Raw genomic sequence first — 23,664 nt, 5'->3', positions numbered from 1 at the left:
TGTCTAACATCCTTTTTTTACTGTGTGAGTATAATAATCTTGTAAGTATAATTTACTGTCATTTGCATAAAAACCCTCTTTAATCATGAGATGTGGCAACGCAACACAATTTTTCCCCATTGTAACACCTGGATATGTCATAGTGTAAGCTCCAATGCGACAGTGATCACCTATAATGGCTCCAAATTTTGAACTTGTTTTTAAATATGTTTTATCATCGAAAAAAATTTTTTTTGTTTTATGCCATCCAGTCGCGTCAATTTCATCATACAAGTTAAAGCTGGAAGTCGACGCATAAGCTGAAAAGTTTACATCACTTCCAATAAAAGACCGCGTTATTGTATTAAAGTGTGCAATATGCGTATCATCCAGAATCACACTATTAATAATCTCCGAGGAATGCCCAATTATAGTATTTTCCCCAATATAACAGCCACCTCGAATAAATGCACTTTTCCCAATCAATGCATTGTCTTTGATGACTGCTGGGCCTTTGATGTAAGCAAACCCCTGAATAATAACATTTTCACCGATATACACATTCCCCTCAATAATTGCACTCTTTGATATTTGGCTACTATTTGCAGTGTATGAATGATTTAATCTAGTTAGATCCACATAATTAAAATTATCCAAAAAATCAACAACAGTTTGCTTCAACATACCATTACGCAATCTCTCATCATTAACGTCTATAAAATTGTGTAAATCAACAACGTTCTTAGTTTTCATTATTTCCACCAGCTTTACTCAACTCTCCATTTAATAATTCCGTTTTAGTTCCAATCCAAGTTCTAATTGAGCTTAAACCATATTTATTGAACATATATTTTCTTTTCCTTAGCGTATATTTTTTAGCTTCTTCGGTGCTTACTGTATTTTTATTTTTTTCATGTGGATAGTGAACTGCAATCGCAGATCTATCAAGGATAAATCTAATATGATGCACAAATGCGTTAATAGCGAAATCTGCATCCTCTCCACCATAAGTTGTGTAAGCCTCATCGAATCCTCCGATTCTTTGATAGGCATCTTTTGATATTCCAATATTACATGACCAACCAATTACCCATGGTGCTGGCCACTTAGACAAATCATCTCCCATTGACTGGTATACTGATTCACGGCGATCATACGCATTTAAATTCAATAATACTTGAATCGTGCCATCGACATCCGCCGCATTAAAGTTATCAATAATTGCCTGTTTATATTTATCATGATCATCAAATCCCGCAACATAACCAATCACAAAACTATTTTCATTATTTACTAAAATTCTATGGTACTCACTCACAAATGTACTACAAACTGCAATACCAGCATCAATAAATACGAGATATTTACCCCCAGAGATATTTGCTCCAGCATTTCTCGCTTCAGAAACCTTAAATCCATTATCCGACTGATAATAGTACTTAATATTCAGTGATGTCTCAAATGCCTTAACAATTGAGATTGTTTCTTCAGACGATCCATCATCGACAACTATTACTTCAAAAGTCGTATTATTCAGTTTTTGTTTAAGTAGTGACTGCAAACTAATTTCAAGTAATTTATTCCGATTGTAGGTTGGAATGATTACGGATATATCAAAATTTTCCATTACTATGCGCTCCCTTTAAGACTAACTTAGTGCTATTATTTTCGTACAGCTTTAAAAACGGTGTGTAAACAACAAAAGACATAATGATAATTACGATTTGAAACACAACATATTTATAACTTCCTAGCAAAAAGCCTGAAATTAATGGTGGTGTTATCCACGGAAGAATGACACCGTTAAACGGCGGAATAACTCCATATAGAATACAAAGATATAAAGACATTCCGGTAATAACTGGAATAAAAATGAACGGTACTACCATGTATGGATTCAATACAATTGGTAGTCCAAAAACTATTGGTTCGTTAATATTAAATAAACAAGGTACAAAAGCACCTAATCCTAGCTTGCGATTACCTGACTCTTTTGAAAAAATAATCATTGATAGAATAAGCCCTATACTAATACCGCTTCCTGTCATAGTAATAAATTGATTTAAAAACTGTTGAGTTACTATATGCGCTCCATTCACTATTGTTAGATTATGGTGTGCTGCTATAATCGACTGGTTTTCAATAGTATTTGTCAATAAAATCGGTGTTATTACTCCACCAATAACGGAATTACCGTGAATGCCAAAAAACCAAAAAACTGAAATCAATGCCGAGATAGAAATCACACCAAAAAACGTGTCCGATAAGTTTTGTAAAGGAAGCTGCAAAAGAGTATAAATAGTCTCTACGAAGGTTCTTTTTATGATAAATTGAAATACAAATTGAACGACACCTATAACAATAAAACAACAAAACATCGGAATTAAAGACTCAAAAGCTATTCCAACATTACTCGGTAAATCTTTAAAAACTTTATTTCCAATCCTTAAGTTAACAATCTTTTCAAAGAAAATAGGGATGAGTATTCCGATTAACATCGCTGCAATAATCCCCTTGCTTCCAATCCAATCAATGGTTATATTCTTTACTATTTTTACATTTTCTGCTCCACAAAGAACTAAAAATGAAATTAGTGCGGTAATAGTTGTTTCTAGTTTTAATTTTTCGTTTTTAGTCATCGAAAAAGCAATTCCTAAACAACTTACTACACCTAAAATGTTGAACGAAAAAGTAATCAATCGATTCATTAAGACTTTCAAATCGGGATTAATATCAAATTGTACAAGAATAATGAAAATAGAACTTACAATTGTAATGGGGATGGTATATATCATCCCATCTTTGATTCCAGTCAAAATTCTGGAATTGAAGAAACGATTAGTTGCCGATGTAAGCGATTTCATTTATTCTACTTCTTTCTTCACATAATTACTTATATCACTGTATACATTTATTAAATATCTAGCAGCAGTCTTGACAGGCAACGGACTATCATTATAAGTAAATGACTTATTAATGCTTTGAAGCATTGTTATATCATTATAATCATCTCCGACAGAATACACATTATTAATATTTACTTTTTTTATGTTAACCAACCAATTAATTGCAGTACTCTTATCAATACCCACACGCGTAATGTCTAAGTATTTTCCATTGCGATTGAAATTCAATATTCTTTTCGTTGCTATTTTCTCACTTATAGCATTGATAATTTTAGTACTTGCTACGACAGTAATTGAACAAATATTATCCGAGCTAGGATTTAATTTATCGAAACTACGTAATTCATTGTCACTACTTGAAATCATAATTCGTTCGATTGAACTCAAGTATTTATTAATTATTTCTTTTATCGCATTGATCTGCTCCCCGTTCAGATAGAATGCTTTAATAATCTGACCTCTACTATCAATTACTATTGAGCCATTTGATGCTAGAGCGTAGTTAAACTCAGGTAGACCATATTTTTCTTTCGCATTGACTATCGATTTTGGAGATCTTCCGGTGGCCACAACAAAGAGATCATTTTCTTTGTTGTGTTTCGCAATAGTCTCTCTTGTATTCTTATCTACAAAGTCACCTCTCAAAATCGTTCCATCAAAATCACTAACTAGCATATTCATTTAATCACCCCTACATATTATTTCCGCGAACCAAATCTTTTTAACCCCCATATCATTTTTACTCCTACACAGTTCGCTACACCCACATTATTTACCTAATGTCTAGATATTTCAAGGGAATTTTTTTATATATGTTATTTTGAGATTTTGAATCAGTATTAAATAACCACTCGGTTCAATTTTAATACCGCTCAGATTTAAAGATTAACTGATTATTCTTTTAAAAAGGGCTCTTTGTCAACTGGTGTTGGTGGCGGAATACTAAGGTATTTGTCGAAAGACAGATGCCTTTTCTTATGCAAAATTAATTCAATTCGGGTAAAGAAATGCTGGTTATTTTTGAATCCATAACAATTACGTTTAAGGTAGATTGTGAAAAACTATAATCGTTTTCTATTTCTTCTTGTCTTATTATCATTGTTGCATCCTCCTTTCCATACTTTATTTATTACTTCAACACATATCGCGTATTGTCCCACAATATCACTGCTAGTTACGATCACAAACTACTCTACTTTATGCTATCCTATTTTAAAATCGGTTAAAAAAAAGTATATTGCAGGAATCTCTTTTTTAGTTGTTTTTATTTAAATGAACATCTAAGACAAATTTATTATGATTGCTCACAAATCTTGACGTCGAATATTCAAAGGCGCGGCCTTTTTGATCATAAGCGATTTGATCAATTACAAAAATTGGACTATCCAAGGAAACTTCTAAAACTTGACTAGTTTCTTTGTTTGCTGGTTCAGCATAAACCACTCGTCTTGCATCTGTTAACTGTAAGTTCGCGTGACTCCCTAAATAGTCATACACGGATCCTGATAATACCTTTTCATCGATAGGCGCAATTGAGACCGGCATCACTGAGTGCTCAAAACTATAGACCTTTTTATTAATCAATCTAACCCTTTTAATTTCATAAACTGGATCATTAGATAATATTTGTAGATTTTTTTGTTCTATTTCTGTTGGTAATCGGGCATTAAAATGTATTAATTTACTTGATATTTTTTGATCTCGATGTGAATATGTGACACCAACAGGTAAATCTAGAGGCAACATCTCCGTAGATTGACTATCCATTCTTGGTCGCACATACGTCCCTGACCCTTGCTTACTATAAACTAATCCTTCATCAATTAGTAAATTTAATGATTTTTTTAACGTTAATCTAGAAACTTGGTATTTTTCGGTTAATATTTCTTGAGTTGGCAGTAAAGCCCCGGCACGATAATGATTTGTTAAAATATCTCGTTTAATATCTGAGTATATTTCTCGATATCTGTACATTTGTCTACCTCATTTCTATACATTTGTATATACATATTATATTATATAATTTAATTTGTAAACACGTTTCATTTAAATATGTATTTACAAATTAAAAAGATGTTGTTATACTTTGTTTATAGAAAGCGCTTTCTATAAACAAAATTAAAAGGAGTCTTTATTATGCATTTTAACTTAGAAAAAATCCAGGGGCCACTCTTAAAAGTTTCAGCATGGGTTGAAAGAAATACCATTTTACAAGCTATTAAGAATGCCTTTGTTAGAACAATTCCGTTTACTGTTGTCGGATCATTCTCAAATCTAATCAAAATGGAACTTGATGCATTAATTAAAGCAAAAGATATTCATAATGTCATTTTAACAAGTATTAGTGACTTATTCGGCTACATTGGTACTGCTACTCTTGGTATTGTTGCACTAATCGTTGTTTTTTCATCAGCATACTCGTATGCAATGGAATTAAAAAAGGACGAAAAAAATAAAGGTTTAAATCCAATTATTGCCACATTATTGGCATTCGCAGCATACTTCGTCATGATTCCTAATAACGTTAACTTTTTGGATAGCAAAGCTAAAGTTGTTGAAGGTTTTTCAACTTCATTCTTTAGTTATGAAGGTATGTTTACAGCCTTAATTGTTGGAATGCTTGCCGTTTCGTTGTTCGCTCGATTCGCAAGAAGTAAGTTCACGATTAAAATGCCTGGTAACGTACCACAAAATGTTTTCGATTCATTTTTCTCATTAATTCCAATTTCCGAAGTACTTATTATTTTTGGTATCGTAAGAATTACAATACAGTCACTTGGCTATGTTTCATTAGTACAAATGATTGCTGATATTGTTATCTCACCAATGTTAAGCGTTGGTGTTGGGCTTCCAGCTATTATTATTGTTATTTTATTAGAACAAATCCTTTGGTTCCTTGGTTTACATGGTTTCAATATCGTCTGGGGCGTTATTTCAGCCTTCTGGTTACCACTATTCCTTAAAAACGTTGCAAAATTTGCTGAAACTCAAAGTTTTGCTGATATTTCAATTTCACCTAATACAATGACAAATGTTTACGCCATGATTGGTGGTTCTGGTGCAACATTTGGTTTAATTATTGCAATGCTGATTTTCACAAATAAAGGTGAAAAAGAGCGAGAAGTTGCAAAACTAGGTTTCATTCCAAGTTGTTTTGGTATTAATGAACCTGTTATTTTCGGTTTACCTATTGTTTTAAATCCACTAATGTTCATTCCATGGATTGTTGTACCTGTCACAAATGCAATTATTGCATATGTTGTAACTTCAATCGGTTGGGTTGTACCTCTTGTAGTTTTAAATTCTGGTAATGAACCTATTTTCATTAGCACTTGGGTATTAGGTGCATTCCATCTAAGCCCAGTCGTTTTAACTGCTGTTTTAGTTGTCTTAGATACTGCACTATATGCTCCATTTGTTATTATCAACCAACGCCATGAACGTGCAGAAGCAAGAAAATTGGATGCAGACATGGTTACAGAATAATCTGAATTTAATTCAAGAGAAGAAAGGGTGTTTCATTTGAAACAGATTCATGCAATCGCACATACTCATTGGGATTTTGAATGGTATTTTACACGTCAAGAGGCTCGAATTCAATTTGCCTTCCATATGGACGAAGCTTTTGAGGCATTATCTAAAAATGAACTAGATTATTATCTATTAGATGGACAGATGTCAATTATTGATGATTATCTAAATACAGCTCCAGAAAAAGAAGATCTTATCAAAAAATATGTTTCTATGGGTCGTTTACTCATTGGACCTTGGTATACTCAAATTGATGAAATGGTTACTTCTGGAGAATCTATTGTTCGCAATATCAGAATTGGATCAAAGCTAGCTGACAATTTAGGTGGCGTAATGAAAGTTGGGTATCTCCCAGATTCATTTGGACAAGGACAAGATATGCCAAAAATATATAATGGATTTGGTATTAATAGCACCGTTTTCTGGCGTGGGTTCCCTACAGAAAACGATTCCCGCTATTTTTACTGGACAAGTAATGACTCCTCCAAAGTTTTAGTTGCTAATATTAAAAATGGCTATTATGCAGGTGTAGATTTAGTTGAAAATGATAACTTTTTCGATTTAACGGAGAAAATCTCAACGAATACTACATCTGACAATCTTGTTTTACCAATTGGTGGCGACCAGCGAGCTATCGATCATAATTTAAAAGATAGACTTGCAACTGCTAATAGTGTTCTTTTACAATCTGATTCTGTTATTCAAGAAAGTACGTATCCAAAATTTTTTGATGCATTAGCTAAGGAGTCCAATTTACCATCATTTAATGGAGAATTCATTGATCCATCAGATTCTAAAATACATCGAGGAATCTATTCTTCTCGTTACGATTTAAAACAGCTTTACGATAAATTAGAACGGAGAATGACTTATGAAGTCGAGCCTTTAATGGCTATTGCTACACATCAGGGTATATCTGAAAAGCAAGGTTTAATTGATGATATTTGGAAGACTATTGCCCGTGGACAAGCTCATGATAGTTCCGGTGGCTGTAACAGTGATAAAACAAATCAAGATATCTTACATCGTGGAATTGTGGCAGATCAATTATCTCTTTCACTCAAAGATTATCTACTTCGTAAACTAAGTATTTCTATTTCAGATAAAAAACAATTAAATTTATTTGCTTGGAATCCACTTCCTTTACCAGTTAATGAAATTCGTGAATTCGAAGTTAGTACTTCTTTTGCTAATTTTAATCTTAAAACAATAGACGGCATTGATGTTCCTTTTGATATTATTTATCAAAAGGAAGAAAATGCAGCAGTTTTACGCCGTGATCAAACTGAAATGACTGATGATTTTTATTATATTACTAAAATTGCTTTTAAAACGATCATATCAGCTACAGATTGGACTGGCTACTGCATTCAGTCCGTCTCTGAAAACAACCCAGTAAATACATTAGAAGTATCTACTGATATTCAAAATGATTTCTACAAAATTTCTTTTGATGACGGGCAATTAAATCTTAAAACAAAGTTTGATAATCACTCATATTCTAATTTTATGACAATTGAAGATAGCGGTGATGAGGGTGATACGTATGACTACTCTCCTGCATTCAAAGATTGGTTATTAACTTTAGATTTTTCAAAATCTGATTCAATAACATTTAAATCAGGAAAATTATATCAAATTATGTCAATTACTGGTTCGTGGACCTTACCAATCAACTTAGAGGAGCGTGCACTAAAAACTAAAACTGGTCGATTAAATTATCAATTAACATTAACATTAACAAAAAATTCTAACGTTATTAAATTTAAGATGCACATTGATAATACTATTCTTGATCATCGTATGCGACTTATTTTAAATACACAATTAACGAATGTCGTTAGCTCGTTCGCAGATACCCCATTTGGTATCATTGAACGTCCTACTGAAGACAAACACCTTAAAGACTGGGAACAAATTGGTTATAAGGAAGAACCAACAAGTATGCGACCAATGATTCATTTCGCTAATTCACATAATAAAGAAGTAAGTTGGTCTTTTCTAACCTTAGGTACGAAAGATTTTCAATTAATTGATAAATCTTTTGATAAATTAGCGATTACATTGTTTAGAGGAGTAGGTTTCTTAGGACGTCCTGACTTAATGCGCCGTCCCTCAGATGCTTCAGGTCTACAAACAAAAATTGTATCAACTCCGGATAGTCAATTAAATAAAGAATTAATATTTGAAGGTGGGCTAGTTGTTGAAGCTGACTTCAAGCCTATTGAACTTCAAAATAAGCATCGCCAATTAAGTCAAAATGAACTTTTCTATCAAGATCAAATAATAAATCGCTTCTCAACACCTTTACAATATTTCATGATGAATCCAGCAAAGACTAACGTTAATCACAATTCAATTATGTCCGTTCAAAATTTAAAGGTCATTATGAGTAGTTTTTCAATATCAGATGATAAAACTGGATTTGAACTTCGTCTTTATAATCCAACTGATAACGTTATCAATCAACCTGGCAATCTCTCATTAAATACTACTTGTAACATTGCTGAACTCGATTTAAATGGTAAAGTTAGCCATTTCATTAATTCAAAAGTTACCACCGTTGATTTACTATCGTTTGGTCCAGGAGAAATTAGAACTTACGGTATCTTTCCAATTAAATAAGTAATTATGATAACTTACGATTTGAGGTATTTAAATGATAAATCAAGAAAAACTAATTAAACAAGTTACGGATTATTCAGAAACAATTTCACTTTCTTCAAAAAAATCTACTGCATTATTTCGTAATGTATTCATTGATACACTAACAAATACGGTTAAAGTACAAAATGATTCAGATATATTCATTGCTACAGGAGATATTCCTGCCATGTGGCTCAGAGATTCGACATTTCAGATACTACCTTATCTTTCACTAACAGATAAGATTCCAGAAATAACATATCTCATCCATGGCGTTATTAATCAACAACTTGCCTATATTAAACATGATCCTTATGCAAATGCATTTAACGAAACTAGTTCTGGTGCACACTACACAGTTGATAAATCAAATATTCCAATATCTGATCTCGTTTGGGAGAGAAAATTTGAAATTGATTCATTATGCGCCCCTATCCATTTGGCATCAGAACTTTATCAAAAATCTGGATATTCAAAACATTTAGACAGTAACTTTTGGCAAACTGTAAAGTTAATTGTGGATACCTTTATTACGGAACAACATCATGAAACTTCCGATTATATTTTTAATCGTTCTAATGGTCCCTCAACAGACACATTGAGTCATGGTGGTAAAGGTGCACCAATTGGGTATACAGGTATGGTTTGGAGTGGTTTCCGCCCAAGTGATGATGCCTGCTTATATGGTTATCATATTCCAGGTAATTGCTATATCATTTGTGTCCTAGATGAGTTGCTTACCTTATCTAAAACACAACCAGCTCCAGTCGAGCTACTTAAAAGAATAAGTCGTCTCCGATCTGAAGTTGAATCTGGAATTGAAAATTTTGGAATCGTATCAGCTCCAAATTCTAATGAAACTATTTTTGCCTATGAGGTTGATGGCTTAGGTAATATCAATTTAATGGACGATGCTAACGTACCTAGTCTATTATCTCTCCCATTTATTGGTTATATTTCACCTGATGACTCTATCTACCAAAAAACGCGTAAATTTATTCTGAGTGATCAAAATCCCTATTATTACTCGGGAAAATATTTAAAAGGGATTGGCAGTCCTCATACACCAAAGGAATATATTTGGCCGATTTCGTTAGCGATGGAGGGATTAACATCAAATAATCCGGAAATTATGCAAAATAATTTAGATATCATTAGTCAAACCGATGATGACACATTACAATGTCATGAAGGAATTAACGTTAATGACCCAAGTCAATTTACTAGAGACTGGTTTTCTTGGGCAAATATGACTTACTGTCAACTTGCTTTACGATATCTGAATATTTAATAATATAGTTAATTTAGAGTAGAGAAATCTACTCTTTTTTTAGGCTTATAACTAATTCAAATCAAAAAAATATTATCATTGAGTATGATAATATTTTTTAAGTATCTCTATTAATTCTTGTTCAACGCCAAGTACATCACTATCCGTCCCTAATCCAGTGATAATATATGTCTCCAGTGCTGAATTCAAATAATTTTTGCTCATAAAATTTGTAATAACTAAATCATAATTCTTAGTAGACTCGTAAACATCTATGTTGACTCGTAAATTAATATTTAATTCCCGACTGGCGTACATCATAAACATTTCCTTAACGCGCTCCTCAGTATTTAAATCCACACCTACCGTTAATAATTTTTCTTTTGCCAATAAACGCGCATTAAAAATTGACATAATCGTCTTGATAAATGAGTCACCATACCTTGAATAAAAGGCATACCATTCGGGATCGCCCTTCGATTCTTCAATCATTGCACTCATGGCATTTTTTACATTTTTAAGAACTAACTCATTATCTTTTCTAAGGCGATAATCTTCCATCATATCTGTACTAGCAGATTTTAAAACGCCGTGAAATAAAAAGGCTTCTGTACAAATTGGATATAAAGACTCACTTAAATCGCCTCCAGCAACCTGAATACCTAAGCTATTCTCAAAGCCATTTTCTAAAAATTCAACAGCTTGTTGCAATTTATTATTATTTTTACGATTAACGGCCACGAAATCATGGGCAACAAAGGTGCTCCATGGTACTGGCACAAAAGCCGTGGTCCAAGCGTAAAGTAGTGCACTTTCAAAATGAATATCAACTTTATGCTTAAACTCTTTAACAATTTCGCCAAATTCTTCTTCAACGCTATCGAACAAAGAATTATTTTTTATCATGTCTTCTAAAACAACTGAAATACTACGATTATCTTGATCGTTAACCATCATTCGTTGACTTGTTACTTTTAACCAAAGCTTTACTCTAACTAAACTACTATCATTCACATTAAAATCAAAATATTCCTCAAACCGTTGGATGACTGCCATAATAATGCCATTTTCACTTGATTGTTCGAATTTAAAATCAATTCCTAAAAACAATGAATAATAAAAAAAGCGAATTTGACTTTCGTTACCTAACATCACACCATGAGAAATTTTCACATGAAATTCTTCTAAAAGAGAATTTAATCGCTTAATCCTTCTAAAAATAGAAGCCTCACTGACATTTAATTTAGTATCTAGATTCTCAACTTTTGCATTACCTTTAGTATAAAAGGCCATTAAAATCTGATAATTTATCGATTTTTTTATATACCGATAAATCGTTTGATTAAAATTCATTTCGCCTTTACCTAATAATTGGACGTTATTTTTTGTAATAATCATGTAGGGTTCATCCCCGGAATTTAAATCTTTATCCAATTGTTGTAAAGCAACTTTTACAGCCGTTTCAGAAACATTTAATTGCTCACGTAATCGTTTTCTTGATAAACCAGTTTCGTTCAAAGCTAATATTTAAATAATTTCGCAAATTAGCCATTCTTGTTTATCGAGAATGTTTTTCTTGTACAAATGCTTACCTCCGAGTATTTCCAATCATTAACATAAATATTTTTTTGAGTTAAATTTTTATCCCCAATACCATACTTAAAAAATAACTTATTCCCCAGAATTATTATCCTCTTTATGTTAACATTTAACCTATTTCATGTCATTTTTTATTCTAATTTCTCTCCAAATACTAACGATATCTTATCTATCATTTAACTTGACATCTAAGTTAAATTAATTCAATTTCCTACTAAAATAACCCTTAACCAGGAAAGTTTCTTGGTTAAGATCTATTATTTGAAGATGACGATCTACCATGGACAATTCTAATTTATTACTATCCAATTTAAAGTTATCGAAAAATTTAAAACCTAAAATAATTGAAATTAATTTAACTAAAGAATACAAAGACAGAAAAATTGTGCATTCTATAAAAAAATAACATAATCCATTATTAATCATTATCATTTATAATTGAATAATTCTAAGAATTGATTTTGATAATTTCTCACGTTTCTCATCTGTTAACGTACTAAAATATTGTAATAATTCTAAAGTAGGTATATCCGAAAACTGTTGCCTACTAAAGAAGTCTGACAATTCCAATTCTAGCGCACTGGCAATATCAGATAATTTATTAATACTGATATTAGCAACGTCCCCTCGTTCAATTCTAGAAATCAAACTAATAGAAACGTTAGACTTTTCAGCAAGCTGCTCAATTGTTAGACTAAGTGCCTTACGTTTTTTTCGAATTAACTGACTTATCGTTTTAACCATTAACTTTCTCCAATCACGAATCTTATTTTACAATAAGTGAAATCAAAGAAAGCTTAAAGATTTTTAAAAACGTTAATTTTAGCAAAAAGCATATTATTATACTTGTTATCATTATAATAAGAATTATATAAACCATATTTAAGTGATCTAAATTTGATTTTTACTAGCATATGAAATGGTACCATATTACTCAAAAGTGCTGCCTAAATCTAGTAATTAAAATAATTGTTACAAAAAAAGTTATCAACTTAATGATAACTTTTCATTTTGTTTATAATTAATCGTTTAAGTTATAACGTAATTTCATTTGTTCGGAACCAGATATAACCATTTCACCTAACAATTGTGTTTGACGTTTTAATGATTCTGTAGCTAACTTATTATTCATTTCTTCTAAAAATGCTGTGATATTTGCTTGTGAACTAACTGCCTTATCAGCAACATTTTGAATTTCATGGTAAGCACTCATTGCTTCAAGTTCAAATGTATTTCGCATATCTACGTAGAAGTCATAATTCGTATCGCCCAACAATGCAGTTGTACAACTGAGCCAATACATATTATTTAAATCAAATTCACCTGTCGCATTTTTATATGATTCTGGTGTGTCATTAACGTTCGCATAGAATGGCACAATTGTATTAAACGTATTTGCACCATAAGCTAACCAGTGAATCCCAGCAATCTCATCAGGTACATCATTACGAACTTGTAATAAATGTACATTATGATTACGGTTAATCCCAATTGGACGGAATCGTGTTTTAATATCTTCTGGCGCACTACCATAAGGATCGTATTCCGTATTTTCAAAATGTGCACTCAAAACAAATTTAACATCTTCAATTGAAATTTTACGATTTGCATGACAAATGAAAGGTAAGTCTTGATCCATTGGATCTTGAATAATTTCAGGATTGAAATATTGTTGACCGTACCATGTACGGGGATTATTGTAGACCGTATCTTTAATTGATGCACTACCAAAGATATGACGTAAATTGTAACCCTCAAAATCAGGATTTAACTTATTATTATCAATTAAGACTTTTAAATCTTCAGAACAAAGTGTGTCTTCTGAATCAAAATCAAACATATCAATATTTCGACGGTTAGGTGCAACAACATAAGCGTCATCCGGAATACGAACAGCTGCCCAATGATGGCCACCGATTGTTTCAAGCCACCAAACACTATCATTATCGGAAAATGCGATACCATTTGGTTCATATGTGCCATGTGTTAAGAGTAAATCGCCTAAACGTTCAACCCCTTCTTTAGCACTATGAATATATGGTAAGACGAGCGTTACAAGATCTTCTTCACCAATTCCACCAGCAGCATAAGGATCAAGCCCTTGAATACGTGGATTACTTGTAATTGTTTCTGTAGCAGACATCGTTACATTATCACTATTGATACCCGCTGCAGGCCAAATTCCGTTTGTTAAAAGTGAGTTTGGAATTGAGGTATAACGCATTGGATTATCTGGTAATTCTACCTTTACACCACTAATAACAGATTGATAATTACGTGGTTGATCTTCAGGTTGTACAACAACAAAACGTTGTGGATCTAAAGCTTCATGCCCATCATCATTTCGAGAAATCATTGTTGAACCGTCGATTGAAGCATTTTTACCAACTAAAATTGATGTACAAGAACCTTGAACTCTTTTTGTCATTTTCCACACACTCCTTATTGATTTTATACTAATAGTATAGCGGTTTTAGCGGTAAATTAAAAGCAGTCTTAACCCCATTTTTGGCGTTAAGACTGGCTCTACAATTTCGTTGACTAAAACTAATTGAAAGCGGTGAAAGGTATGTCCCATACCTGTATTATACAAAATTTGCGCAAGACCTATAATTTGAATAATTTTGTCATAAAGATATTAAAATCATATGAAAAGGAAAATGATATTGACTGTGACGCTACGGTACATCATATACTGACGGTAGTATACATTTTAAATAACAAAAATTATTGATGAATTTAACTGTCCTAGTTGTTTATTCACCTATCTTTGCGTAAATATTTAGGACGTATGGCTACCAACCTTATAAATAACAGAATACTCTGGTGAAAACATGAATTTATCTGAATTAGTACTATACGCCAAGGAAAAATATAATATTATCGAACAATACAAATGGCCTAAATTCCCTAGTTTTTCGGTGTTGGTAGATCCCAGCACAAATAAATGGGTGGCTGTTTTGATGCGTCAAAAAAACGCTACTTCTGGTGATAATATCGAGCGTTGTGACATCAAATACGCACAGGAAATACCAACTGATATTTTACCGTCTTACCTTTCGTCACCTTTTCGAATGCGCGGTCCGAAGTGGTTAGGCGTCCATTTTGACGACAGCACAGACCCAGATGTTATATATCGTATTTTTGATAATGCACTTGAAAAGAACGAACAAAGCGGTAATACGATTGTTCTAAACGCCGAACCTGAACCTATACAACAGCAACAATACCACGCGGTTCCTCTGACGTTTAAGGGAATGACTTCTGATGTCAAAGAAAATAAAATTCCTGAAAAAATGATAAAAATGAGCCAACTCTATGCTTACGGTGATAACTCTTTCAAGCAAAAATGCCGGAATTTTTATGTCCAAGGACAATTTATGGCCGACTACGAAGATGTTTTCTCCTACAATGTCGACATACACCGCTACTTTACAACCTACCATGATCTTGGTTTGAAACAATTACGCGGCTATTTTAGTTGGCGAACAAACATCCGAAAAGGCATTTATAAAAAAATCACGACCTCACTTGCATACCTATATTTGTATGAGTTGGTTAATGGCATAGGCACATCATCCGTGATAGACAGCCTACAAAAAATAAAAGCATTTGAAATCAATTATCTGGACTCCGGTATTGGAGATAATCGTATACGCTTAAACAGCCATAAATGGTTGTTTGAACTAGCAGTAATAAATGGTATAGAACCAGACACGACGTATCAGTACGCTGATACCGAAAAATTACAAAGAGATAATGCAATCATGATTTTAGGTGATCCAGAAAAGCATGAAGACAAAGCAGTATTTGATGCGCTTTGTCTTTTTGGAAGACATAAAATTTTGGCATCAGCTGTCCTTAAAAAACATGAAAAACACGGCACACAGTTATTCGCTCAAGTGTGGCGAACAGCTATAAAAATGGATAATAACTTATTTTCTGCGTGCTTTGGCACAATACATTCTCATCTTTGGTACCCTCTAGGCAACGCCGTATATTACCAAGTAACGCCACAACAGCCACTTATATACAAGTTGAATGATATCCGAAAATATACCTACAAAGATAATGCGTGGTACGAACAGAGTTACCAAAAATTTAACTTTCATCAAGAAAAGTTAGATGGTCTTTTGCGTGAAACAGATCGTATGTTACGACTTTATTTAAAAACTGGTTATCCTTTAAAAGCACGAGATGCAGAAACCTGGGCAGCACCGTACGTTAAAACTGTCATTGCAGCTGACCGTGATTCTCGTTTGAAAGCAGATAAGCCTAAGGTTACCATTCAATTTTCAAATTTAGATAAAATTAGAAGCGATGCGTTTGAAACACGAGACAGTTTGTTAACTGACGAAGAAAAAGATACTTCTGAAAACGTATTACCAAAGCATAATAACATATTGCCATCCACTGAACAGACTGGCCTCGAAAAAATACCTGTTATTGATTCAGAGCCTACGCTGTCACTAAGCAAGACCCAGTTAGAATTATTAAGCTTATTAGTTCGAGGCGAATCTGTCACAGACATGATCCGTGATATGCATGGCATGCCTGAAGTGATTACCGACACGTTAAATGAAACGCTTTTTGATGACATCGGCGACTCAGCTCTACAATGTGACGGCGATACCATCTTTCTTATTGAAGACTATCGGGACGATTTAATTGAAATAATTAGGAGAAATATGAAATGACAAAACAAACTCAAAAAGTACCAAAGCGCATTGCACAAACAGTATTAAATTCCTTAAAGGGTGGTGTTGTCCCTAGAATTGGACTACCTTACGTTACGGTGGGTAGAAAAAATGAAATTCAGGCACTTTTACACGATGTCGATATCATATCAGAAGGCGGTGCATCTTTTCGCTTCGTTGTTGGTAGATATGGCTCAGGTAAAAGTTTTCTGATGCAAACGATTCGTAATTACGTGATGAACAGTGGCTTTATTGTTGTCGATGCAGATTTATCACCAGAACGACGTCTTCAAGGATCAAAAGGTCAAGGTCTTGCAACCTATCGCGAATTAATTAGTAATCTATCTACAAAAACAAAACCTGAAGGTGGTGCACTTAACTTAATTTTGGATCGTTGGATTAGCAGCGTTCAAACAAAAGCAGCCAGCGACAGTGGCCTAACCCCAGGTGATCCTCGGTTGACTGCGATGGTAGATCAAAATATTTACACAGTCACTTCCTCAGTCAGTGAACTTGTATACGGCTTTGAATTTGCTAAATTACTTTCTTCCTATTATCATGCCTATGTCAACGCCGACGATGAACTGAAAGCAAAAGTCATCCGCTGGTTCCGTGGGGAATATGCTTTAAAACGTGAAGCCAAAAAGGACTTAGATATTAATATTATTATTACAGATGATAATTGGTATGAATATTTAAAACTTTTCGCTGCTTTCTTTAGATTAGCTGGTTATTCTGGCATGCTAATTATGATTGACGAGCTGGTAAATATCTATAAGATTCCAAATAGTATCACGCGTCAATATAATTATGAAAAACTGTTAACGATGTACAATGACACACTGCAAGGTAAAGCTAAATATCTTGGTATCATCATGGGAACTACTCCACAAGCTATAGAAGATAAACGTCGCGGTGTTTATAGTTATGAGGCCCTGCGTTCTCGTCTAGCTGAAGGTAAGTTTTCAAAACCAGGCGCTAGAGATTTGTTGGCCCCGGTCATCAAGTTAGAACCATTAACAGCTGAAGAGATGCTAATTCTATGTGAAAAGTTGGCTATTATGCATGCAGATCTCTATAGTTATGAAAAAAAGATGACAGACGATAACCTCGCCACCTTTATCCGAATTGAATATGAACGCATCGGAGCAGATTTAAATATTACCCCACGCGAGATTATCCGTGATTTCATTGAGGTATTAGACATTTTATATCAAAATCCAAATCTATCCATTGACACAATATTTGATTCTGATGAGTTTTCTTATGCCAAATCAGAGGCTGTTTCTAACAAAGTGGCTGACAATTTTTCTGAATTTACAATTTGAGAGGTATTCACATGGATATATATAACCGATATGCGCCTTTTATTCAAGACTACATTTACCGGTCTGGCTGGCGAACCCTGCGCGCTGTTCAAAATGCGGCCGGAGATGCCATTTTTAACACAGATAAGAATGTTCTTTTAACGGCATCTACTGCTTCTGGGAAAACGGAAGCTGCTTTTTTCCCTATTCTAAGCCTACTTGATGAACAACCATCAAGCTCAGTTGGAGTACTGTATATTGCCCCCTTAAAGGCTTTGATCAATGACCAATTTGGTCGATTAAATGAGCTTTGTGAAGAAGCTGATATTCCAGTCACACGTTGGCATGGGGATGCCCCTCGAAGTCAAAAGCAAAAATTACTACGCAAACCAGCCGGTATTTTACAAATTACACCGGAGTCCTTAGAGGCTTTGATGATAAACAAGTCTATGGAAATCCCTGCCCTTTTTGGTGATTTACGCTTTATTGTCATTGATGAGATACATTCACTTTTACGTTCGGATCGTGGTGGACAAACCTTTTCGCTAATTGAACGCCTCTGTCGACTATCGGGCAGTAATCCAAGACGAATAGGATTATCAGCTACAATCGGAAATCCAAAAGCAGCGGGTAAATTTCTTGCCGCAGGTAGTGGCAGAGAAACTATCATCCCAAAGTTTGACGGTGGAAAAGAAGTATGGCGACTGTCAATCGAACACTTTTTTAATTCAGAACCACAAGCTAACGAGACGATAAATAGCGTGATAACAGCCCCACCTACCTCTGCTTTAGAACCTGCCACAGATAAAGCTCCAAAGGCAGCAAATCCAGGTATAGGCTATATTTTTGAACATACACGTGGCAAAAAATGCCTCATTTTTACTAACTCGCGAGAAGAGTGTGAATTAGTCTGTCAAAATTTACGGCAGTACTGTGAAGTCAACAACGAACCGGATCGTTTTCTTATTCATCACGGAAACCTTTCAACAGCCTATCGAGAAAGTGCTGAAGAAGCCATGAAAGATGCTGATTCTCTCATGAGCGTCTGTGCCACCGCAACACTAGAACTTGGTATCGACATTGGTAGACTAGAACGCGCCTTTCAGCTAGATGCACCATTTACGGTTTCCGGATTTTTACAGCGTATGGGCAGAACCGGCAGAAGAGGTGACCCTTCTGAAATGTGGTTTGTTATGCGCGAAGACCACCCAGAAGCTCGTGCTATGCTACCAGATTTGGTGCCCTGGTACCTTATTCAGGGTATCGCTCTCGTACAATTATATATCGAAGAACGTTTTGTAGAACCACCCAAAACAGACAAATTGCCTTTTTCCCTGCTTTATCACCAAACAATGAGTACATTGGCATCATCTGGCGAAATGACACTTGCTGAACTTGCTTCACGCGTCCTAACGCTTTCTGCTTTTCATCGAATTAATCAAGAGGACTTCGGAACTTTACTGCGTCATCTGATCACAATCGATCATATCAATCGTACCGAAAATGGCGGTGTAATTGTTGGTCTTGCTGGTGAACGTATTGTTAACAACTACAAATTTTATGGGGTCTTTCAAGAAAACATCGAATATACAGTCCGTGCAGGATCAGAAGAGTTAGGTACAATTGTCAAGCCACCACCAGTCAGTGACAAGATTGCCATAGCAGGACGTGTATGGGTTGTCGATGAAGTTGATCACAAACGTCGTGAGGTATACTGTACGCTCGTTAAAGGTAACAAACCAGCCTACTTTGGAGATGTCGCTGGGGATATTCACACCAGAATCCTAGAACGTATGCACGATGTCCTTGCAGAGCAAAAAGACTATTCCTACTTAATGCCACAAGCTAGAGGCCGTCTAGCAGAAGCCAGAGAAACGTTTAAAAAGGCAGAAATGGCTAATCGTCCACTGGTTCATCTTGGTGGCAAAATGTGGGCATTGTTTCCATGGCTTGGCAGTTACGCGTTCCTTGCGCTTGAGCGGTTTCTGAAAATCCGTTGTGGTAAACGTCTTGGGTTGAAAGGCATGAATTCATCACGACCATATTACCTACAATTTACCATGTCTGTCAGTGAAGCAGAATTTTATAAAATCGTAGCAGAAGAAGCAGCTACCGATTTTGATCCTTTGGCATTGGTATATGAAAAAGAAGTGCCTGTTTTTGAAAAATATGATGAATATGTACCAGAAGAATTAATTCGTAAAGGATTTGCAAACGGTATCTTAGATCTCAAAGGAATGCAAAATCGCGTGCTTAGTTGGCAAAAACATCTCTAAACAGAGATTCTAAAGTATCAATGTGATAATAAACTAATTAGTTATCTACTTCAACAACGCTACTAAATCATCCGGCACATGACGTGGTCCTCTGATAGAGGTCGCGCCATGTTTTTTTAATTTCTCTAAGGTAAATGCTTGCTCATCATACGTTGTTATCAAATGTAAATGCATCATATACTTCATCGAAATATGCTTATCATGATGCGGATAAGCATCCTTGGCTTTGACAACTAAACATTTATAAATGATCGCTTAAATTGGCGCCGTAACAGACACACAAACAACATCATTTTCTTTAATATATATGTATAAAAAAGAAGGCTCGCATTACGAGCCTTCTTTTTTTGAAAACTTGAAAGTTTCCGAGACTATTCAAATTAAGTTCATCACATTTTTCCTAGTACTAATCATGTCTAATCGCACTGTTCAAATTCTTATGATTAAAAAAATAGATACTAAAAGCTACTGGAACAATTAAAATCATAACTGGAAAAAGTAATTTTATTGGTAAAATATTTGTAATAATGCCACCTAGAATTGGTCCTAAAGACATTCCTATGTCACTCCCCAAATAGTAAGTTGCAGTAGCCAGCCCCTGTTCTTGCAAAGGCGCTAATAATAGAGCTGTAGACTGGCAAACAGAAACCATTGTTCCAAACCCAATGGCCATCAAAGCCGCAGCTAACGCCATCTCTAAATTGTTATGCATTATGGTTAAGAAAAAAAGATAGCCCACAGTCACAATCATACAGATATAAAACCAAACACCAAAGGGAATACTGTCAAAATAGTTTTTTAATAAAATTCGACTAAAAATCAAAACAATTGAATAAATTACAAAAAATAAGCTAACAGTAATATTTAGATTACTTGCTCGAACATACATTACAATGTCAGCCTGGACCGCAAAATATGGAATAGAAATTAAAGCAAAAATTGATGCAACTGGTAATGCACTTCGTTGAATCAGCTTAAAATGTGTCGCTTCCTTACGAACGAAAGATGGCATGGCTCGATTATCAATAAACTGAATTGTGATTACCACGGCAATCGCACTGACAGCGGCCAAAAGAAAAATCATTTTATACCCTACTTTTTGATATATCTCAAGTGACAAAACTGGGGCAACTGCCATAGAAAGAGCGTTTACCAACCCATAATACCCCATCGCCGCACCAACACGTTGGCGCGGCACCAAGAAAGCCAACCAGGTTGCCAAGCATACAGTGCATAAGACAAAACCAACCCCATTAATGACTCTAAAAAAGAATAACCAAGCAGTATTAAAAGAAAACATATATCCAAAATCACTAATGGCACATAGAATACCACCAATAAATGTTAACCCATATTTTGATATTTTATCGGTAAGATTTCCAGCAATAGGTCTTAAAAATAATGAAGTAATACTCATAATACCAACAATTAAACCTGCTAGAGTACTAGTAATACCTAAATGTGTAACATAGCCACTGATTAACGGATTTACCGACTGAATACTAAATTGATAGAAAAAAGTGGCTATCATTACATAAATAACGTCTTTAGAAATAAATGTTTTTCGGTCCAAGTCCTTGTATCTCCCTTTATTCGTTCTAAGTCCAAGAAAATCCTCAAATGTTTCACAATAATATATAGTTTTCTCCACCAATTATTCAGAAATGCAAAATCTATAATTAATCCGAACAAAATTTAAAAGGTCAAAAAATTATGTCTTGCTATCAAAAACAATCACCGCTAGTTTTAGCTTTCGGTCGTCTGCGGAAGCGAGAAGCCAACACATCTTTAAACTGTTGTCATACTTGTTATCTCCAAAAAACACCAATTTGAGTCAGCTAGCCAACAATGAATTGACCTCCACTTTTTGCTATAAACTATTAAGGACGGTCTATTCCTTTAAATATTTCAAGAATATCCAAACTATGTTCTGTAGCATTATAAGGCATGTTTCCAATTCCTTTAGCACTTATTTTATCTACTTTAACAGCGTCCCAAGTAAGATCGGAATGACCTTCCGCCATATCTAATAACGTGTCTTTAATATAATTGTCCCGATCAATTTGTTCTTGACTGGCATTAGGGCTAATCTGTCCAACAATGCCGTACATCTCTGTTCCATGGACAGCGACTTCCGCTCCTTTGACAGGTGCAACAACTAACACATGTGATGTTCCACCTGCATTAGCATGAGCCACTGCTCCACGAATTTGAGGTAATGTAAAGGATAAATGCGTTAATAATAATCCCCTTACCTCTACAGGCTTCAAAGTATCATCAGCAAAGGAATTGATTACTTGCTGGGCTCTAGATAAAGGAATACGCATACTGTGGGCAAATTGCTCTGTAAGCCTGTCAAGGGTCACTGGATCAAAATCTTTTGTCCGATTTAAGACCCAATAAAAAGTTTCTTCTGTGGTACTACTAAATAGAATATCTACATCTTTGTGTTTCCCAGATTCAAGAACATGCATCGGGTGATCAGCTATAACCCCATTTATTAGTTGACTATCGTCAGTAACAGCTATCACATCATTGTCAATGCCATGTGGAGTACCCGGATCAGGTGATTGAGTTGCATTCATTGCTTCAGCTAATTCATAAGCATCGACCTGTAATAAGTGCTCTGGATTATTAACACAGTCAAAATGTTTTAACACTTTTAGAGCACGCTCTTGCGCCACCCATTGAGGCACTAATCGAGAAGGCATACCAGAAAAAGCTGCTAAATGATGATAAAGATTGTCAGCACTAGGCGCTGATAATAGTTCTAATGATGAAAAAGCACCTGCACTATGTCCCGTAACTGTGACATTATTAGCATCACCGCCAAAATAAGCAATATTTTTTTGAATCCATTTAAGAGCCGTTATTATATCTTTAAGACCAAGGTTAGTTGCATCTTTTAATTTACCACCATACTGTGCTAGTGATAACCAACCAAACGGTCCAAGGCGATAATTAATAGAAACGCCTATCACACGACCAGTACTAGCTAGTCCTGATACGTCAGAAACTGCTTGTGTATTTGATCCTAACACCCAGCCACCACCAAAAATATAAACAACAACTGGTAATGGTTCCTCCCCCATGTCTTCAGGGGCCCAAATATTAAGGTTTAGACAATCTTCGCTAAGTCCGCTAACGGCTCCCAGCCAACTTGTATCGCCAGCCTGCAAAGGTGCTGGTCCATACTTAACATACTGCTTTGTTTCATCAAAAGGAACCAACTCTGGTTCAGCAAATCTTTCAGCTTTGGCATAGGGAACGCCTAACCAACTGTGTACTTTATGTGTCGTCATTTCTATCTACTCCAATTTAAATTATTTATGTTATCTGACTGATTATTCCGATTTGTATTAATAATTATTCTTGTAAAACTTTTTCGCAACATCAAGGTCAATGCGAAGCAAACTCTATTTTGTCGGCATTCTTTTGTAAATCACTAATTGT

16 protein-coding genes are annotated in these 23,664 nt (G+C 34.6%); 6 read left to right on the top strand and 10 right to left on the bottom strand.

Features of this window, described 5'->3' with window-relative positions; all coding sequences use genetic code 11:
* Nucleotides 1-3 precede the first annotated feature (3 nt).
* The 5 genes from AC1RPK_RS01615 to AC1RPK_RS01595 form a co-directional block, all read right to left on the bottom strand.
* Nucleotides 4-732, bottom strand: coding sequence for a DapH/DapD/GlmU-related protein (locus AC1RPK_RS01615; protein WP_481760878.1), 729 nt, complete (start codon nt 730-732; stop codon nt 4-6).
* On the bottom strand, nt 722-1,606 hold the full coding sequence (locus AC1RPK_RS01610; RefSeq protein WP_481760879.1) for a glycosyltransferase: 885 nt from the start codon (nt 1,604-1,606) through the stop codon (nt 722-724). Before AC1RPK_RS01610 ends, AC1RPK_RS01615 begins: the two co-directional genes overlap by 11 nt.
* Nucleotides 1,593-2,843: a PTS sugar transporter subunit IIC gene (locus AC1RPK_RS01605; RefSeq protein WP_481760880.1), complete on the bottom strand. Its 1,251-nt coding sequence runs from the start codon at nt 2,841-2,843 to the stop codon at nt 1,593-1,595. Before AC1RPK_RS01605 ends, AC1RPK_RS01610 begins: the two co-directional genes overlap by 14 nt.
* Nucleotides 2,844-3,566, bottom strand: a complete 723-nt coding sequence (locus AC1RPK_RS01600) for an HAD-IIB family hydrolase (protein ID WP_481760881.1) — start codon at nt 3,564-3,566, stop codon at nt 2,844-2,846.
* A gap of 573 nt (nt 3,567-4,139) precedes the next feature.
* A complete protein-coding gene (locus AC1RPK_RS01595) occupies nt 4,140-4,859 on the bottom strand; it encodes a GntR family transcriptional regulator (protein WP_481760882.1) in 720 nt (239 codons plus the stop codon).
* Between the two features lie 162 nt (nt 4,860-5,021).
* On the opposite strand from AC1RPK_RS01595, the gene AC1RPK_RS01590 reads away from it, so the two are divergent.
* From AC1RPK_RS01590 to AC1RPK_RS01580, 3 genes are read left to right on the top strand one after another with little or no spacing between them, the layout of a single operon-like run.
* Nucleotides 5,022-6,371 carry a PTS sugar transporter subunit IIC gene (locus tag AC1RPK_RS01590; protein WP_481760883.1) on the top strand — a complete coding sequence of 450 codons (1,350 nt, stop codon included), beginning with the start codon at nt 5,022-5,024 and terminating at the stop codon, nt 6,369-6,371.
* 36 nt (nt 6,372-6,407) lie between these two features.
* Nucleotides 6,408-9,041, top strand: coding sequence for a glycoside hydrolase family 38 N-terminal domain-containing protein (locus AC1RPK_RS01585; RefSeq protein ID WP_481760884.1), 2,634 nt, complete (start codon nt 6,408-6,410; stop codon nt 9,039-9,041).
* 34 nt (nt 9,042-9,075) lie between these two features.
* A complete protein-coding gene (locus tag AC1RPK_RS01580) occupies nt 9,076-10,353 on the top strand; it encodes a glycoside hydrolase family 125 protein (protein WP_481760885.1) in 1,278 nt (425 codons plus the stop codon).
* Nucleotides 10,354-10,428: 75 nt separating this feature from the next.
* On the opposite strand, the gene AC1RPK_RS01575 is transcribed toward AC1RPK_RS01580, so the two are convergent.
* The 3 genes from AC1RPK_RS01575 to AC1RPK_RS01565 all read right to left on the bottom strand — a co-directional run bounded on the left by AC1RPK_RS01575 (nt 10,429) and on the right by AC1RPK_RS01565 (nt 14,359).
* Nucleotides 10,429-11,850 carry an AcpB/EbpR/MafR family transcriptional regulator gene (locus AC1RPK_RS01575; protein ID WP_481760886.1) on the bottom strand — a complete coding sequence of 474 codons (1,422 nt, stop codon included), beginning with the start codon at nt 11,848-11,850 and terminating at the stop codon, nt 10,429-10,431.
* Between the two features lie 513 nt (nt 11,851-12,363).
* Nucleotides 12,364-12,675 (bottom strand): helix-turn-helix domain-containing protein, encoded by a 312-nt coding sequence (locus AC1RPK_RS01570; RefSeq protein ID WP_481760887.1) that lies wholly within the window; start codon nt 12,673-12,675, stop codon nt 12,364-12,366.
* 277 nt (nt 12,676-12,952) lie between these two features.
* On the bottom strand, nt 12,953-14,359 hold the full coding sequence (locus AC1RPK_RS01565; protein WP_481760888.1) for a C69 family dipeptidase: 1,407 nt from the start codon (nt 14,357-14,359) through the stop codon (nt 12,953-12,955).
* Nucleotides 14,360-14,765: 406 nt separating this feature from the next.
* Here AC1RPK_RS01565 and AC1RPK_RS01560 point away from each other — a divergent pair, with 406 nt between their 5' ends.
* From AC1RPK_RS01560 to AC1RPK_RS01550, 3 genes are read left to right on the top strand one after another with little or no spacing between them, the layout of a single operon-like run.
* The gene (locus AC1RPK_RS01560) at nt 14,766-16,628 is read left to right on the top strand and encodes a TerB N-terminal domain-containing protein (protein ID WP_481760889.1); all 1,863 of its coding nucleotides are present in this window, start codon (nt 14,766-14,768) and stop codon (nt 16,626-16,628) included.
* Nucleotides 16,625-17,956 (top strand): ATP-binding protein, encoded by a 1,332-nt coding sequence (locus tag AC1RPK_RS01555; RefSeq protein WP_481760890.1) that lies wholly within the window; start codon nt 16,625-16,627, stop codon nt 17,954-17,956. Before AC1RPK_RS01560 ends, AC1RPK_RS01555 begins: the two co-directional genes overlap by 4 nt.
* Nucleotides 17,957-17,967: 11 nt before the next feature.
* Nucleotides 17,968-20,211 carry a DEAD/DEAH box helicase gene (locus AC1RPK_RS01550; RefSeq protein ID WP_481760891.1) on the top strand — a complete coding sequence of 748 codons (2,244 nt, stop codon included), beginning with the start codon at nt 17,968-17,970 and terminating at the stop codon, nt 20,209-20,211.
* A 406-nt stretch (nt 20,212-20,617) separates the two neighbouring features.
* On the opposite strand, the gene AC1RPK_RS01545 is transcribed toward AC1RPK_RS01550, so the two are convergent.
* Both AC1RPK_RS01545 and AC1RPK_RS01540 read right to left on the bottom strand, forming a co-directional pair.
* The gene (locus AC1RPK_RS01545) at nt 20,618-21,742 is read right to left on the bottom strand and encodes an MFS transporter (protein WP_481761137.1); all 1,125 of its coding nucleotides are present in this window, start codon (nt 21,740-21,742) and stop codon (nt 20,618-20,620) included.
* A gap of 349 nt (nt 21,743-22,091) precedes the next feature.
* The gene (locus tag AC1RPK_RS01540) at nt 22,092-23,513 is read right to left on the bottom strand and encodes a carboxylesterase family protein (protein WP_481760892.1); all 1,422 of its coding nucleotides are present in this window, start codon (nt 23,511-23,513) and stop codon (nt 22,092-22,094) included.
* Nucleotides 23,514-23,664 lie beyond the last annotated feature (151 nt).

It is taken from the genome of Dellaglioa sp. CoH-55-MRSF-6 (assembly GCF_056782215.1).
Note: the sequence above shows the minus strand (reverse complement) of the source record. Positions and strands in the feature narration are given on the sequence as shown.